Source organism: Rhodobacterales bacterium HKCCA1288, from assembly GCA_015693905.1.
Classification (GTDB): domain Bacteria; phylum Pseudomonadota; class Alphaproteobacteria; order Rhodobacterales; family Rhodobacteraceae; genus M30B80.
Genome location: CP065161.1, coordinates 1,932,597 through 1,948,659 on the forward strand (window position 1 = coordinate 1,932,597; position 16,063 = coordinate 1,948,659).

Below are 16,063 nucleotides of genomic sequence, written 5' to 3' on the forward strand. Positions count from 1 at the left end.
TTGGATGCAAAAAATATTGGGAAATTAGCGCTCGTGCCACAGGGTCATTGCCCTTGCAAAACTGGCGACTGTCAAGTTCAAGACTGTAAGTTTTAATTGACACTTTACCCCTTTGAGGGCTAGCCTTTCCTTAATTGACAGACTGGAATCAAAGACAAATGCCATCGGATAGTCTGACAGCAAGCCCGTCACGCAAGCTTTACAGCGTGGATGAGCGCGCAAGGCGTGACGCAACCATCTGGACATTGGTTCAGGGGATTCTTGCGCCGATTCAGTTTGTTGTCTTTCTTGTGTCGCTTGCGCTGGTTGGACGATTCTTGATCACGGGCGCGGGCTATGACCTCGCCACATATTCCATCATTGCCAAAACGGCGGTGCTTTTGACCATCATGGTGACAGGCGCGATTTGGGAAAAAGTGGTGTTTGGCCAATATCTTTTCGCCCCCGCATTCTTTTGGGAGGATGTGGTCAGCTTTCTCGTGATCGCATTGCATTTGGCCTATGTGGCGGCTTTGATCCAAGAGGTGCCTGCGGTTCAGCAGATGTGGATCGCGCTCGCGGCCTATGCGGCCTATGTGATCAACGCGGCGCAGTTCCTCTATAAGCTGCGCCAAGCACGGCTGGAGGGGGACAGATGAACACCCCTGCACCGATCAAGGCCCAAAGCTGCGCCGATGCGCCCGTTCTCAAAGAGCGCGGACAGCGCGAGGTATTCTGCGGCCTGACGGGCATCATTTGGCTTCACCGTAAAATGCAGGATGCGTTTTTCCTCGTTGTCGGCAGCCGCACCTGCGCGCATCTTTTGCAATCTGCCGCGGGTGTGATGATTTTTGCTGAACCCCGTTTTGGTACGGCAATCCTTGAAGAAACCGATTTGGCGGGCATGGCAGATGCCAATGACGAATTGGATCGCGAGGTTGCACGGCTGTTGTCGCGCCGTCCTGATATCAAGCAGCTTTTCCTTGTGGGATCTTGTCCTTCTGAGGTGATCAAGCTGGATCTTGCCCGCGCGGCCGAGCGTCTGACGACCGCCCACGCCCCTCATGTGCGGGTGCTGAATTATTCGGGCAGCGGGATCGAAACCACATTTACCCAAGGCGAGGATGCATGCCTTGCCGCGATGGTGCCTGTTCTCAAGGATAGCCCTGCGCGGGAATTGGTCTTGGTTGGCGCCTTGCCCGATGTGGTCGAAGATCAGGCCATCACGCTTTTGTCGGAGATGGGTATTGGCCCGATCCGTGTTTTGCCGTCCTCGCGCGCTGAGGGTGCGCCCGAGATTGGTGAAAATACCGTCTTTGCGTGCCTCCAACCGTTTCTGGGTGATACGACAGCCGCACTTGAGCGGCGCGGCGCGCGGCGGATTACGGCGCCGTTTCCCTTTGGGGAGGAGGGCACAACCCTATGGCTGCGCGCCATAGCCGATGAATTTGGCGTAGATGATGCCACATTTGCCCGTGTTACGGATGCCCCGCGCGCGCGCGCCCGAAAGGCCATTGAGAATGCAAGCGCGGCTTTGCGTGGGAAATCCGTGTTCTTCATGCCCGACAGCCAGTTGGAAATCCCACTCGCGCGGTTCTTGACCCGTGAATGTGGAATGGAGGCCGTTGAGATCGGCGCACCCTATATCCATCGTGGCTTGGTTGGCCCTGATTTGGCGTTGATCCCTGAGGGGCCGCGCATTTCAGAAGGGCAGGATGTTGATGTCCAACTTGACCGCGTGCGCGCTGCGCGCCCCGATTTGACGGTTTGCGGTCTGGGTTTGGCAAATCCCCTTGAGGCCGAAGGTCTGAGCACAAAATGGGCGATTGAGCTGGTCTTTACCCCCGTCCATTTCTACGAACAGGCGGGGGATTTGGCAGGGCTCTTTTCACGTCCCTTGCGCCGCCGCGCGATCCTCGAGCAGGGGGCCGCGCGATGAAATTGACCGTCTGGACATATGAAGGCCCACCCCATGTTGGTGCCATGCGTGTCGCAACCGCGATGCGCGGTCTGCATTATGTGCTGCACGCGCCGCAAGGTGACACCTATGCGGATTTGTTATTCACGATGATTGAGCGGCGCGACCACCGCCCGCCTGTCACATATACAACATTTGAGGGGCGCGACTTGGGCGCAGATACCGCGGGCATCTTCCGCGATACCTGCCGCGCGGCCTATGAGCGGTTTGTGCCTCAAGCCATGATTGTTGGGGCCTCTTGCACCGCGGAATTGATCCAAGATGATCCCGGTGGCTTGGCTGAAACCATGGGTCTGCCTATCCCTGTGATCCCATTGGAACTGCCGTCTTATCAGCGCAAAGAAAACTTCGGCACCGATGAGACGTTCTTTCAAATCGTAAAAGCCTTGGCCAAACCCATGCCGCGCAGTGCGGAGGTTTCGGTCAATCTTCTTGGCCCCTTGGCGCTTGGGTTTCGGCATCGAGACGATATTGAAGAAATCAAACATCTTCTGGCACAAATGGGCATTGCCGTGAATGTTGTTGCCCCATTTGGTGCAACGCCTGAGGATATCGCGCGATTGGGCGCGGCCCATGCCAATATCCTGATGTATCCTGAACATGCCGAGGCTGCGGCGCGGCATCTTGAGCGGGTCTGCGATCAACCTTACACAAAAACTGTGCCGATTGGCGTAGGCGCGACCCATGATTTCGTGAATGAACTGGCTCAAATCTGCGGTGTAGAGCCAAAAATCGACACAACCCGCCTGCGCCAACCTTGGTGGAGTAAGTCAGTCGACAGCACCTATCTGACGGGCAAGCGCGTGTTTCTATTCGGGGATGCCACCCATGTGCAGGCCGCCGCCCGCATCGCCCGTGATGAGATGGGGTTCGAGGTGGTTGGGCTTGGCTGCTACAACCGCGAATTTGCCCGCCCCATCCGTGCTTTGGCCAAAGAGTTTGGTCTAGAGGCCCTGATCAGTGACGATTATCTCGCCGTTGAGCAAGCCATCGAAGAAGCCGCGCCCGAGATGATCCTTGGCACGCAGATGGAACGCCATATCGGCAAACGTTTGGGTATCCCCTGCGCCGTGATCTCGGCCCCGGTTCATGTGCAAGATTTCCCTGCCCGCTATTCGCCCCAAATGGGATGGGAAGGCGCAAATGTCATTTTCGATACATGGATCCACCCGCTTGTGATGGGTCTTGAGGAACATTTGCTGACCATGTTCCGCGAAGATTTCGAATTCCATGATGACGCAGGCGCCAGTCACCACGGGGGTAAGGCTGTGGCATCCACTGCCCCTACGCCAGAGGTTCAAGAGCGCGCACAAGACACGGGCTCCGATGTCATGGTTTGGCTCGCTTGTGCGGAAAAAGAATTGAAGAAAATCCCGTTCTTTGTGCGGGGTAAGGCCAAGCGGAATACCGAAAAATTCGCAGCCGAGCGCGGCATGTCTGAGATCAGCGTAGATACGCTTTATGAGGCGAAGGCCCATTATGCGCGGTGATGGCGATCATATCCCTGGCTATCGCGTGGTCATTGTCACGTTGGATAGCCACGCGGCAGGCCCTGCCGCTCGCGTCAGCGAACGGTTGTCGGGCGAGTTTCCAGGGCTGTCTGTCTCCGTCCATGCCAGTGCCGAATGGGCCGAGAACCCCGCCGCCTTGGAAGAGGCGCGTTTGGCTGTGCGCCATGGCGATATCATTGTCGCCAATCTTTTGTTCATTGAGGAACATATCACCGCAATCTTGCCCGACTTGCAGGCCCGCCGTGATGCCTGTGATGCGATGATTGGGGTGATCTCGGCTAAAGAGGTCGTATCGCTGACCCGTATGGGCGAGTTGGATATGCTCAAGCCCGCCTCAGGCGCAATGAAGCTTTTGAAAAAGCTGCGTGGCTCATCTAAACCAAACGCGAATTCTGGGCATAAGCAGATGACCATGCTGCGCCGATTGCCGAAAATTCTGCGTTTTATTCCCGGCAAGGCGCAGGATTTGCGCGCATGGTTTTTGACGATGCAATATTGGTTGGGTGGCTCGGATGATAATGTCGAGCAAATGATCCGCTTCTTGGTGGGTCGCTATTCCAGCCAATCTGATCTCCATGGCGCAGAGGCTGAAGCGCCGATTGATTACCCAGAACTTGGGCTCTATCACCCTGACTTGCCGCATAATGGCATCACCACCGATCTCGCTGATTTGCCCCAGCCTGAAAATCCGATTGCGACAGTCGGCTTGTTAATGATGCGCTCTTACATTCTGGCGTCTGACACCGCCCACTATGATGGCGTGATCCGTCAAATGCAGGCCGCAGGTTTGGCCGTGGTTCCCGCCTTTGCGGGTGGGTTGGATGGCCGCCCTGCAATTTCTGAGTATTTCACGAATGATCGCGTGGATGCGATGGTGTCGTTGACGGGCTTTAGCCTCATTGGTGGCCCCGCCTATAATGACAGCGCGGCGGCGGTTGAGGTGCTGCGCGATCTCGATCTGCCCTATATCGCGGCGCATCCGATTGAATTTCAGACTTTGGGCCAATGGGCCGCATCAGGTGGTGGGCTTGGCCCAGTTGAGACTACGATGCTGGTTGCGCTGCCCGAGATTGATGGCGCGACAAATCCCACTGTTTTTGGTGGTCGCCATGGTGCGGACGGCTGCCAAGGGTGCAGCCATATGTGCCAAGCCAGTGCCTGTCAAAAGGCGATGGCACCGTGCCATGAGCGTATCGCGTCATTGGTTGAAAAAACCGCACGTCTGGCGGTTTTGCGGCGTAAGGCGAACCGCGACAAACGGATTTCGGTTGTTCTCTTTGGCTTTCCGCCCAACGCGGGTGCTGTGGGAACCGCGGCCTATCTCAGTGTCTTTGAAAGTCTCTATAATACGCTTTCGACCCTGAAATCCGAAGGCTATCAGGTCGACCTGCCCGCTTCGGTTGATGATCTGCGCGCCGCGGTTCTTAAGGGCAACGCGGCGCAATATGGGCAAGAGGCCAATGTAGCCGATATTGTTGATGCAGACACGATCTTGCGCAACACGCCCCCCTTGGCCGCGATTGAGGCGGCGTGGGGCCCCGCGCCTGGTAAGGTGCAATCAAACGGTCGCGGTGTGTTCATTTTAGGCGCCCATTTCGGCAATGTCTTTGTCGGTGTGCAGCCCACCTTTGGCTATGAAGGTGATCCAATGCGCCTGTTGTTTGAGACAGGTTTTGCGCCCACCCATGCCTTTGCGCAATTTTATCTTTGGTTGCGCAACACGTTTAAGACAGATGCGATTTTGCATTTTGGCATGCATGGCGCGCTTGAGTTCATGCCTGGAAAACAGGCGGGGCTTGGCGCGCGTGATTGGCCTGATCGTTTGATTGGCGAAGTGCCGAATATTTATCTTTACGCGTCAAATAACCCGTCCGAGGCAACTTTGGCCAAGCGGCGCTCTAATGCTGTTACAGTCACGCATTTGACCCCGCCTTTGGCGGCTTCGGGTCTGTATAAGGGCCTGTCCGAGCTAAAAGACAGCCTGTCGCGCTATCGCAGTCTTGCCCCTGATGCGCATGAGCGCGCCGACCTTGCCGCGCTGATTGCGATGCAGGCCGAAGCGGTTGATTTGGATGGCAGCGACCCCGATCATCTGTGGTTGACCCTGCTTGAGACGGAAACGGCGCTGATCCCAGACGGCTTGCATGTCATGGGCCGCCCCATGGGGGATGCGGAGCGGGCCGAACATTTGCGCGTGATGGCCGAAACAGACCCTGAAACGCTGACTCGGGTCGATCAATTGCTGCAAGAGGATCACGAATTGCCTGCGCTGATGCGCGCCCTATCGGCGCGCTATATCGCGCCTGTTGCAGGTGGCGACCTCATCCGCAGCCCTGATGTTTTGCCAACGGGGCGCAATATTCACGCCTTTGATCCGTTCCGTATGCCCACCGCGTTTGCGATGCAGGACGGTGCGAAACAAGCGCAGCGTTTGCTTGATGCGGCGGGTGATTTACCCCGTTCGGTGGCGATTGTTCTTTGGGGCTCTGATAACATTAAATCTGATGGTGGGCCGATTGCGCAGGCGATGGCGCTGATGGGCGCTGCCCCCCGATTTGATGGATATGGGCGCCTCTGCGGGGCTGATTTGATCCCGCTTGCCGAATTGGGCCGTCCGCGCATTGACGTTGTGATGACGTTGTCGGGTATCTTCCGCGATCTTCTTCCCCTTCAGACACGGATGTTGGCAGAAGCGGCCTATAAGGCCGCAACGGCGGATGAGCCTTGCGCAGAAAATTTCATCCGCGCCCATGCCCTCGATTATGCACAGAAAATGGGCTGCGATATCGAGGACGCTGCCTTGCGCGTGTTCTCAAACGCCGAAGGGGCCTATGGGTCGAATGTCAACGCCTTGGTTGATAGTGGCGCATGGGGTGAAGAGGACGAACTGGCCGATGCCTATGAGGCCCGCAAAAGTTTTGCCTATGGCCGTGACGGGAAAGCCAAGAAAAACGCGAGCCTCCTTCAGGCCGCTTTGGGCGATGTTGATTTGGCCTATCAGAACCTTGAATCGGTCGAATTGGGGGTCACCACGGTTGATCACTATTTCGACACTTTGGGCGGCATTTCGCGTGCTGTTAAACGCGCAAAAGGCAGCGATGCGCCCGTGTTCATCGGCGATCAAACCCGCGGTGCGGGCATCGTGCGCAGCCTGCAAGACCAAGTGGCGCTTGAGACGCGGTCGCGCAGTCTGAACCCGAAATGGTTCGAAGGGATGTTGAAACACGGCCACGAAGGCGTGCGCCAGATTGAAGCGCAAGTGACCAACACGCTTGGGTGGTCGGCGACCACGGGACAGGTCGAACCTTGGGTGTATCAACGCCTGTCCGAAACATTTGTGCTGGATGAAGAGATGCGGCGGCGTTTGTCGGCGCTGAACCCGCAGGCTTCTGTGCGGATGGCAAACCGCCTTCTTGAGGCGTTTGAACGCAATTACTGGCAGCCCGATGATGAAACTTTGGCCGCGCTTCAGGCCAGTGCCGATGAGTTGGAAGACCGACTCGAAGGCCTGGATGTTGCAGCGGAATAGGAGAGACCACAATGCTTGACCATAAAAATCCCCCAGCCGCCCGCGCGAACGCGCGAGAGGCCGAAGGACTGGCCAAGCGGGGCTTGGCCACCCCCCCAATTTTGCGCAAGGGCGAGGATGGGGATGGCTCTGTGCAGGTGCATCAGGATGCAAGCCTGAAGATCGAAGGCGCGCAGGTCTTTGCGGTTTATGGCAAGGGCGGGATTGGCAAATCCACAACCTCTTCAAACCTATCTGCTGCGTTCAGCAAATTGGGCAAGCGTGTTCTGCAAATCGGCTGTGATCCAAAACATGACAGCACATTTACCCTGACGGGGCATTTGCAGCCGACTGTGATTGATATCTTGAAGGATGTCGATTTTCACGCCGAAGAACTGCGCCCCGAGGATTTCGTGACCACGGGTTACAATGGCGTGATGTGTGTCGAGGCAGGCGGCCCCCCCGCTGGCACGGGCTGCGGCGGTTATGTTGTGGGTCAAACAGTGAAACTGCTGAAACAGCACCACATGTTAGACGATACGGATGTCGTCTTGTTTGATGTTCTGGGCGATGTGGTCTGCGGCGGTTTTGCGGCCCCCTTGCAGCACGCAGATCGTGCCTTGATCGTCACAGCGAATGATTTTGACAGCATTTATGCGATGAACCGCATCATTGCGGCAGTGCAGGCCAAATCCAAGAATTACAACGTCCGCCTTGCGGGGTGTGTTGCGAACCGCTCGCGCGACACCGATGAGGTGGATCGTTACTGTTCAGAGGTCGGGTTCCGCCGCATTGGCCATATGCCTGATGTGGATGCCATTCGCCGTTCCCGCCTCAAGAAAAAGACATTGTTCGAGATGCCCGATGATGAGGATATCGTGCAATGCCGTGCGGAATATATCCGTTTGGCTGAAACGCTTTGGGCCGGCACAGAACCACTTGCGCCTGAACCCTTGGAGGATCGGCGCATCTTCGAATTGCTAGGGTTTGATTAATGGTCGCAACGCCGACATATGGCGCGACCCGCGCCCGTGTTGAAGAATATTTCGACAGAACCGCCACCAAAACGTGGGAGCGGCTGACCTCGGACGCGCCTGTCTCGCGCGTGCGCCAAACTGTGCGCGAAGGGCGTGATCAGATGCGCGCGATAATGCTTGGGCAATTGCCTGAGGATTTGACGGGATTGCGCATTTTGGATGCGGGCTGTGGTGCGGGGCAGATGACCGCTGAACTGGCTGCGCGGGGTGCATATGTAGTCGCGATTGATATCTCGCCCTCTTTGGTTGAAATCGCGAAAAAACGCCTTCCAGAAACTTTGCAATCTCAGGTCGAGTTCCGCGCAGGCGATATGCTGTCCCCTGATTTGGGCAGCTTTGATCATGTGATCGCGATGGACTCGATGATCTATTACGAGGCGCCAGATTTGGGCCGCGCCTTGGCGCAGCTCTGTCCGCGCGTTTCTGGTAAGGTGGTGTTCACAGTTGCACCGCGCACAGCGTTTTTGATGGCCTTTTGGGGTTTGGGAAAATTGTTCCCGCGCTCGGATCGCTCGCCTGTGATGATCCCGCACACGGCGAAATATCTGCGTCATCATACGTCACAAACAGGGGCAACAGGCTCGATTTCCGAGGTCGCGCGCGTCTCGCGCGGGTTTTATATCTCCTCTTGTTTGGAGTATGTGAAATGAGCGCCTTGTCTCGCATCTCCACCAAATTCTTGCCCTTTGCAGATGCTGCAAGTGACGCGCTGCCTTTGGCACAATTGCTACGCTTGTCCTTGTTTCAGATCTCGGTTGGGATGGCGGGGGTCATGCTTTTGGGCACGCTGAACCGCGTGATGATCGTAGAGCTGTCATTGCCCGCAACATTGGTGGCGATCATGGTCGCCTTGCCTGTGTTGATTGCGCCGTTTCGTGCCTTTTTGGGTCACAAATCGGATCACCACCGCAGCGCGCTGGGGTGGAAGCGGATACCTTATTTGTGGTTTGGCACGCTGTGGCAGTTTGGTGGTCTCGCGATCATGCCTGCAAGCCTGTTGGTTTTGGGCGGTGATGTTGTGCACGAGGTGCCCTTTGCGGGTGAGGTTCTTGCGGGGCTTGCCTTTGTCATGACGGGGTTGGGGATGCATATGACCCAAACCGCAGGGCTTGCTTTGGCTGCAGATCGCGCGACCGAGGACACACGGCCACGGGTCGTGGCGTTGCTCTATGTCATGTATTTGGTGGGCATGGCGATTTCAGCCCTCGTGATTGGCTGGCTGCTGCGCGATTTCTCGGGCTTGACCCTGATCCGTGTCGTGCAAGGCGCGGCTGTTGCGACCTTGGTGCTGAATATGATTGCCCTTTGGAAGCAGGAAAAAGTCCGCCCGATGACCAAGGCCGAGCGGGAAGAGCCTGCGCCAAGTTTTGGCGATGCATGGCGCGATTTTGCGCGCGGTGGCCCTGCGGGCAGGCTTTTGGTTGTGGTGTTCCTTGGCACCATGGCCTTCAACATGCAGGATGTCTTGCTCGAACCCTATGGCGGCGAAATCCTTGGGTTGAGCGTATCAAAAACAACGCTTTTGACCGCGACATGGTCAGCGGGGGCCTTAGTTGGTTTCGCGTTGGCCGCGCGTTGGCTGTCAGATGGCATCAACCCCTATCGGATGGGCGCGCGCGGGATATTGGCGGGGCTTGCCGCGTTTTCCGCTGTGATTTTTGCAAATCCGATGGCGTCTGAATTTATGTTCTTCTCGGGCGCCTGCCTCATTGGTTTTGGCGGCGGCTTGTTTTCAGTTTCAACGCTCACCGCCGCAATGACCATGCCCGCCGAGGGCAGCGCGGGCCGTGGCTTGGCGCTTGGCGCATGGGGCGCGGCTCAGGCAACGGCCGCAGGTCTGTCCATCGCAATCGGGGGTGGCCTGCGTGACACGATTAACCAGATCGCCATCTCTGGCGGCTTGGGCGAGGCGTTGAATAGCCCCGCCACGGGCTATTCGGTCGTCTATCATTTTGAAATTTTGCTTCTGTTTTTCACCCTTGTCGCTTTGGGCCCACTTGTGCGGACGCAAAGCACATACTCGCGCGGGGAGGCCGGCAAGATCGGGCTCGCCGACCTGCCCACGTAACCGCCGAACCTAGGAGGATAAAATCCATGGAAAATGCATTTTTCGGCAATTTTGATCTGGCCAGCCTGTCTATTTGGCTGTTTTGGATCTTCTTCGCCCTACTGATTTACTATCTGCAAACTGAAAATATGCGGGAAGGTTATCCGCTGGAGAATGATGATGGCAGCGTTTCCGCCAATCAGGGGCCTTTTCCTTTGCCAAAGGAAAAGACGTTCAAACTGATGCATGGCCGCGGTGAAGTCACTGTTCCAGGCAAGGATGTGCAAGCGCGTGACAATCTGGCTCTGCGTCAGACCAATGCTGCGAATGGCTATCCGTTTGAGCCCACTGGCGATCCAATGGTTGATGGTGTTGGCCCTGCAAGCTGGGCAAAGCGCCGTGACCTGCCCGAATTGGACGGCCATGGTCATCCGAAAATTGTCCCTATGGGGCAGATGGACGATTACCGCGTTTCAGCGGGTCGTGATCCGCGTGGCCTTGCGGTTATCGCGGGGGATGGCGCTGCAGCAGGCACTGTGACTGATATGTGGGTCGATGCGCCCGAGCAATTGGTGCGGTATCTTGAGGTTGAAGTTGCTGACGGAACCGCCCGCTTGGTTCCGATCCAGATGGCCAAGATCAAATCTGACCGCGTTGTCGTCAATTCGATCTTTGCAGAGCAGTTCACCAAAGTCCCTGTCACCAAGTCACCCAATCAAGTGACCTTGCTTGAGGAAGATAAAATCTCAGGCTTCTACGGTGGCGGCACGCTCTACGCCTCCCAAGAGCGGACAGACCCGCTTTTGTAATTTCTTACCACCTCTAAAGGAGGACGACCCATGCCACATGACGACTTTCAGACCGAGCCTGTTCGTGGTTTGCCCGAAAAGCCCCCTGCTGGAGAAGAAATTCTTTGGCAGGGCGCACCCCATTGGTTTGCTCTGGCGAAAGATGCGCTGAGTTTCTGGTGGGTCGTTGGATATTTCCTATTCCTCTTCGCTTGGCGCACCACATCTGGGGCTGCCGTCACCTCATGGGCCGACAGTGCGATTGCTGCATCCTTCTTCTTGGTGCTTGGCGCGATTGTTGCGGTTCTGCTTTTGGGTGTGGCCTATGTCCAAGCCAAAGCAACGGTTTACACCATCACAAATCGCCGTGTTGCCATGCGGATTGGTGCGGCTTTGACGATGACGTTGAACCTGCCCTACCGTCAGGTGGCCAATGCGAATTTGGGATTGCGCAAGGATGGGACTGGCACGATTGCCTTGGAATTGATGCCATCCAATGTGCGGTTATCCTATCTGAACACATGGCCCCATGTGCGGCCATGGGTGATGAAAAACACCCAACCTGCGTTGCGTTGCATTCCTGATGCGCAAAACGTGGCTGCGATCCTGTCTGAGGCGGCAGAAACCGTGGTCAGCCAACCCGTTGTCAAACGTGATCCTGCGCCAAGTGGCGCGGTTGCGGCAGAATAAGGGGGATCTGATTATGGCAATGAGCCCTGAAGATAAACTGGTCGAACGTGACCGCGAAATGGTGCCCAAGGTTCTGGTGCGCGCAATGTTTGTGCTGTGCATGAGCGTTCTTGTCATCGTGACCTATGCCAAGCTGACGGATCGCCCGCTCGCGGCAATGCCCCCATCCGCGGATGAACTGCCCGTTGTGGAAGAGCGGTTGATCCAGATTTTTGGCTCTATGGATGGATCAGCACGCGTGATGGATACCGAAGGCAATGTGATTGTCACCTTGAGCAAAGAGGAAGGTGGCTTTGTCGCGGGGATTTATCGCGTGCTTGAACGCCGCCGCGGCGCTGTTGGCGCATCTGGCAGCGATCCAATCCGTTTGGTTCGAATGGCCGATGGCCGCCTCGCCCTACGCGATGATCTGACGGATTTCCGCACCGAGCTTTATGGCTTTGGCGCGGATAACGAGCGGGTTTTTGCCCGCATCATGGAGGAATGACCCATGGGATGGATGACCAGAACGACCGAAACGGCCCCTTGCGAGGTTGAGGTGAGCCACAAATTCGAAAGCCTGCACGCGCATGTGAAATTCTTGAACGGCGCAACCATTAATCCAGGTGACGAGGTATTGGTGCATGGCGCACCAGTGATGGCGCCTTATGGCGAAGTGGTGTGTGAAACCCGCACCGCCACGATCACCCGCGCCAGCAAAATCGAACAGCTTTGGACAAAAATGACAGGTGATTTCGAGTTCATGGAGCTGTGTGAATTTAGTTTCTCAGAGGAGGTTTCGCTATGAATGTCCAAGCAAAACATTCCGCAGATGCGACCACCGTTGAAGACGCTTTGGCGGCACGCAATTACGAACAAGCAGTGGTTGATAGTGAAAGCGCAACCGCGCTTGCGATGCAAAACACGCTTTTGACCCCGCGGTTTTACACGACCAATTTTGACGAATTGGATGCGATTGATGTTTCATCAGTCCGCAGCGATTGGGATCAGCTGATTGATCAAATGAAATCCGACCCCAATAAGGGCCATTTCAAGAAAAACGAAGATTGGGATCACATCGATTGGGATGGGATGGAGCCAAAGCTGAAAAAGGAATTCATTGATTTCCTTGTTTCCTCCTGCACGGCCGAATTCTCGGGCTGTGTTCTCTACAAAGAAATGAAACGGCGCGGCAGCAATGAGGACATCACCACATTGTTCCAGTTGATGGCCCGTGATGAAGCCCGCCATGCAGGTTTTATCAATGACGCGCTGCGGGAAGCGGGGATTGCGGTGAATTTGGGCTTTCTGACGCAAGCCAAGAAATACACCTATTTCCAGCCAAAATTCATCTATTACGCCACATATCTGTCCGAAAAGATCGGCTATGCGCGTTATATCACCATCTTCCGCCATCTTGAGGCGCATCCTGAACATCGGTTCCATCCGATTTTCAAATGGTTCAAGGAATGGTGCAATGATGAGTTCAGCCATGGCGAGGCATTCGCGCTGTTGATGAAGACTGACCCCAAGTTGACGCGTGGCGTGAATGTTTTGTGGATCAAATTCTTCCTCACGGCCGTGTTCGCAACGATGTATGTGCGCGACCACCAACGCCCCGCTTTTCACGAGGCTTTGGGTGTAGATACCGATTGGTATGGCCACGAAGTGTTCCGCAAAACCAGTGACATCTCAAAGCAGATTTTCCCAATCACTTTGGACATTGATCATCCCCGTTGGCAGAAAGGTCTGACGGCCTTGCAAGCCGCCAATGCGGATTTGGCCGATGCCAAGGCGCATGGCAAATTCTTCAAGCGAATTGGCGCCAGCATTCGTGCGGGTCTGGCCTTTGTGGCGCTGTATACGATCCCTGCCAAATCTCATGCCGTGCCTGTGAGCACGCGGATGGAGCCTGTCTATTGATCGCGGCTGCGCTGCATAATCCTTGGGTGGCGGCCTTGGTCGCCTTGTTCCTGTGGTGGTTTTCCACAGGGGCAATCCTTTTGGTTGTGCGGCGCGCAGATCAGGCAGGTCGTCAGGCCCGAATTTGGGCCGTTTTGATGAACCTGCCCTTTTTGATCTTGGGTGCGGTTGGGTTTTTGGAATCCCGCTATGACGAGAGCCTAGCAGGGGTTTATGTGGCGTTTTTATCTGCCATTGCGCTTTGGGGTTGGATTGAGCTTGCCTTTTTGACGGGTGTCATCACAGGCCCCAATCGCAACCGTCTGAGGGATGGGGTTCCTGAGTGGGAACGCTTTATCCGCGCATGGGGCACCATTGCTTATCATGAACTTCTGTTGGTGTTCATGATGGTGACGATGATCCTGTTTAGCCTTGATGCGGTGAACCCCTTTGGGATGTGGACATTCGCCATTCTGTTTTTCGCGCGGATCAGCGCCAAGCTGAACCTTTATCTTGGGGTGCGAAAAATCAATGTGGAATTCATTCCCGAACCCCTGAACCATTTGCCAAGTCACTTTCGCACCGCGCGGATGAATTGGCTGTTTCCGCTCTCGATCACGGGCCTCAGCTTTGCCGCTGCCTGTTGGATGGAGCGGATTTGGAGCGCGCAAACCATGTCGCAAGAGATTGGTTTCGCTTTATTGGCAGCCCTGACCATGCTCGCTTTGTTGGAGCATTGGTTCATGGTTCTGCCCCTTCCCGATGAACGGCTGTGGCGGTGGATGCTTCCGTCTCGCCAAAGCAATGGCCAAGACGGCCCCCAGATCGCCATTTTGCAAAATGAGGACGTGCGATGAATTTTGACAAACTCTTTCAGAGCCAGTTGGACACCCTGAAACAAGAGGGCAATTATCGCGTCTTCGCAGAATTGCAGCGCAAATGTGGAGATTTCCCCCGTGTCCAAAATCACGGCGAAGGTCAAGAAGAAGTCACTGTTTGGTGCTCAAATGACTATTTGGGCATGGGCCAGCACCCCGATGTGATCAAGGCAATGATCGACACAGTCGAGGCCTGCGGCACAGGTGCAGGCGGCACGCGCAATATCTCGGGCAATGCCTATCACCACAAATTGCTCGAGGCGGAATTGGCTGACCTGCACGGTAAGGAAGCGGCCCTTCTGTTCACTTCGGGCTATGTTTCAAATTGGGCCGCCCTGTCGACTTTGGGCAGCCGTCTTCCGAATGCGGTGATTTTGTCGGATGCGTTGAATCACGCCTCTATGATTGAGGGCATCCGTCATGCACGATGCGAAAAGCGGGTTTGGAAGCACAACGATGTCGCTGATTTGGATCGGCAATTGGCAGAATTGCCCGCCAATGCGACCAAGATTGTCGCGTTTGAATCGGTCTATTCGATGGATGGTGACATTGCGCCGATCCGCGAGATCGTTGAAGTGGCCGAAAAGCACGGCGCGATGACCTATATTGACGAGGTTCACGCGGTCGGCATGTATGGCCCGCGCGGCGGCGGTGTCGCTGAGCGCGAAGGGCTGATGGATCGCATCACCCTGATCGAAGGCACGCTTGGCAAGGCCTATGGTGTGGTCGGTGGCTATATCACGGGCAGCCATGCATTGGTGGATTTCATCCGCAGCTTTGCCAGCGGGTTTATCTTTACAACGGCGCTGCCCCCTGCCGTTGCGGCGGCCGCGCGCGCCTCGATTCATCATCTGAAAAACTCAAGCTATGAGCGCGACATGCAGCAACGCCAAGTTGCTCGTTTGCGCGCCCGTCTTGATGCCGAAGGCATCCCGCATGTCCACAATGACAGCCACATCATTCCTGTGATGGTGAAAGACCCCGTGAAATGCAAAATGCTGTCGGATATTCTGATGGAACAATTCGGCATTTATGTGCAGCCAATCAATTATCCTACAGTTCCCAAAGGCACCGAGCGCCTGCGCTTTACCCCTGGCCCTTTGCACACGGATGAGGACATCGAATATCTCGTTTTGGCCCTGAAAACACTCTGGAAACAATGCGCTGTTTCGCATGCAGTCGCGTAGATGTGACAAGTTTTCTGTAAATTGCCCTTGGAGCGGCTTGAAAAAGGGCTAGGTTGCTGAGCGGTTACCTTTAACCGAGGGAGAGAGAACCATGAAAAAATCTGCAATCATCGCAGCAGTCGCAGGACTATGCGCTGCAACGTCCGCCTTCGCGGATGGCCATGGCGCATCGGGTGATGCGGCTGCAGGTGAGCGTGTCTTCAATCAATGTGTCGCCTGCCACGTGGTGGCAAACGATGCAGGTGAAACTCTGGCAGGCCGCAATGGCCGCACAGGCCCAAATCTTTACGGCGTTGCAGGTCGTCCTGCGGCTTCGATCGAAGATTTCCGTTATTCTCCATCTATCACCGCCGCAGGTGAAGCAGGGGTTGTTTGGACGGAAGAGGCGTTTGTGGCCTATGTGCAAGACCCGACCGCCTTTTTGAGAGAAGCAACCGGTGACAACCGCGCACGCAGCGCTATGGCGTTCCGTGTCCGTGGTGAAGAAGACGCGAAAAACGTCTATGCATATCTTGCAAGCCTTGCGGCGCAGTAACCGCATCGTTTTGTGACGGCAGTGAAAAGGGCAGACATTGATCT

At 55.8% G+C, this 16,063-nt stretch carries 15 protein-coding genes; all 15 read left to right on the top strand.

Annotated features, from left to right (window positions below):
* Positions 1-158: 158 nt before the first annotated feature.
* The 15 genes from bchF to I3V23_09540 all read left to right on the top strand — a co-directional run bounded on the left by bchF (position 159) and on the right by I3V23_09540 (position 16,019).
* Positions 159-638 (top strand): 2-vinyl bacteriochlorophyllide hydratase, encoded by a 480-nt coding sequence (gene bchF, locus I3V23_09470; protein ID QPI84812.1) that lies wholly within the window; start codon positions 159-161, stop codon positions 636-638.
* A complete protein-coding gene (locus tag I3V23_09475; protein ID QPI84813.1) occupies positions 635-1,918 on the top strand; it encodes a ferredoxin:protochlorophyllide reductase (ATP-dependent) subunit N in 1,284 nt (427 codons plus the stop codon). Before bchF ends, I3V23_09475 begins: the two co-directional genes overlap by 4 nt.
* The gene (locus I3V23_09480; protein QPI84814.1) at positions 1,915-3,447 is read left to right on the top strand and encodes a ferredoxin:protochlorophyllide reductase (ATP-dependent) subunit B; all 1,533 of its coding nucleotides are present in this window, start codon (positions 1,915-1,917) and stop codon (positions 3,445-3,447) included. Before I3V23_09475 ends, I3V23_09480 begins: the two co-directional genes overlap by 4 nt.
* Positions 3,437-6,997 carry a magnesium chelatase subunit H gene (locus tag I3V23_09485; GenBank protein ID QPI84815.1) on the top strand — a complete coding sequence of 1,187 codons (3,561 nt, stop codon included), beginning with the start codon at positions 3,437-3,439 and terminating at the stop codon, positions 6,995-6,997. Before I3V23_09480 ends, I3V23_09485 begins: the two co-directional genes overlap by 11 nt.
* A gap of 11 nt (positions 6,998-7,008) precedes the next feature.
* On the top strand, positions 7,009-7,971 hold the full coding sequence (locus I3V23_09490; protein QPI84816.1) for a ferredoxin:protochlorophyllide reductase (ATP-dependent) iron-sulfur ATP-binding protein: 963 nt from the start codon (positions 7,009-7,011) through the stop codon (positions 7,969-7,971).
* Complete coding sequence (locus I3V23_09495; protein QPI84817.1) at positions 7,971-8,663, top strand: magnesium protoporphyrin IX methyltransferase; 693 nt, start codon at positions 7,971-7,973, stop codon at positions 8,661-8,663. The genes I3V23_09490 and I3V23_09495 overlap by 1 nt, the downstream gene beginning before the upstream one ends.
* Positions 8,660-10,081: a PucC family protein gene (locus I3V23_09500; protein ID QPI84818.1), complete on the top strand. Its 1,422-nt coding sequence runs from the start codon at positions 8,660-8,662 to the stop codon at positions 10,079-10,081. Before I3V23_09495 ends, I3V23_09500 begins: the two co-directional genes overlap by 4 nt.
* A 26-nt stretch (positions 10,082-10,107) precedes the next feature.
* Positions 10,108-10,869, top strand: a complete 762-nt coding sequence (gene puhA / locus I3V23_09505; GenBank protein ID QPI84819.1) for a photosynthetic reaction center subunit H — start codon at positions 10,108-10,110, stop codon at positions 10,867-10,869.
* A 30-nt stretch (positions 10,870-10,899) separates the two neighbouring features.
* Positions 10,900-11,538 (top strand): PH domain-containing protein, encoded by a 639-nt coding sequence (locus tag I3V23_09510; GenBank protein ID QPI84820.1) that lies wholly within the window; start codon positions 10,900-10,902, stop codon positions 11,536-11,538.
* A gap of 13 nt (positions 11,539-11,551) precedes the next feature.
* On the top strand, positions 11,552-12,025 hold the full coding sequence (locus tag I3V23_09515; protein ID QPI84821.1) for a pullulanase: 474 nt from the start codon (positions 11,552-11,554) through the stop codon (positions 12,023-12,025).
* 3 nt (positions 12,026-12,028) lie between these two features.
* Complete coding sequence (locus I3V23_09520; protein ID QPI84822.1) at positions 12,029-12,325, top strand: hypothetical protein; 297 nt, start codon at positions 12,029-12,031, stop codon at positions 12,323-12,325.
* Positions 12,322-13,440 (top strand): magnesium-protoporphyrin IX monomethyl ester (oxidative) cyclase, encoded by a 1,119-nt coding sequence (gene acsF, locus I3V23_09525; GenBank protein QPI84823.1) that lies wholly within the window; start codon positions 12,322-12,324, stop codon positions 13,438-13,440. The genes I3V23_09520 and acsF overlap by 4 nt, the downstream gene beginning before the upstream one ends.
* 11 nt (positions 13,441-13,451) lie before the next feature.
* Complete coding sequence (locus I3V23_09530; GenBank protein ID QPI86777.1) at positions 13,452-14,276, top strand: DUF3623 domain-containing protein; 825 nt, start codon at positions 13,452-13,454, stop codon at positions 14,274-14,276.
* The gene (hemA, locus tag I3V23_09535; GenBank protein QPI84824.1) at positions 14,273-15,484 is read left to right on the top strand and encodes a 5-aminolevulinate synthase; all 1,212 of its coding nucleotides are present in this window, start codon (positions 14,273-14,275) and stop codon (positions 15,482-15,484) included. The genes I3V23_09530 and hemA overlap by 4 nt, the downstream gene beginning before the upstream one ends.
* A 91-nt stretch (positions 15,485-15,575) precedes the next feature.
* Positions 15,576-16,019 (top strand): c-type cytochrome, encoded by a 444-nt coding sequence (locus I3V23_09540; protein QPI84825.1) that lies wholly within the window; start codon positions 15,576-15,578, stop codon positions 16,017-16,019.
* Positions 16,020-16,063 lie beyond the last annotated feature (44 nt).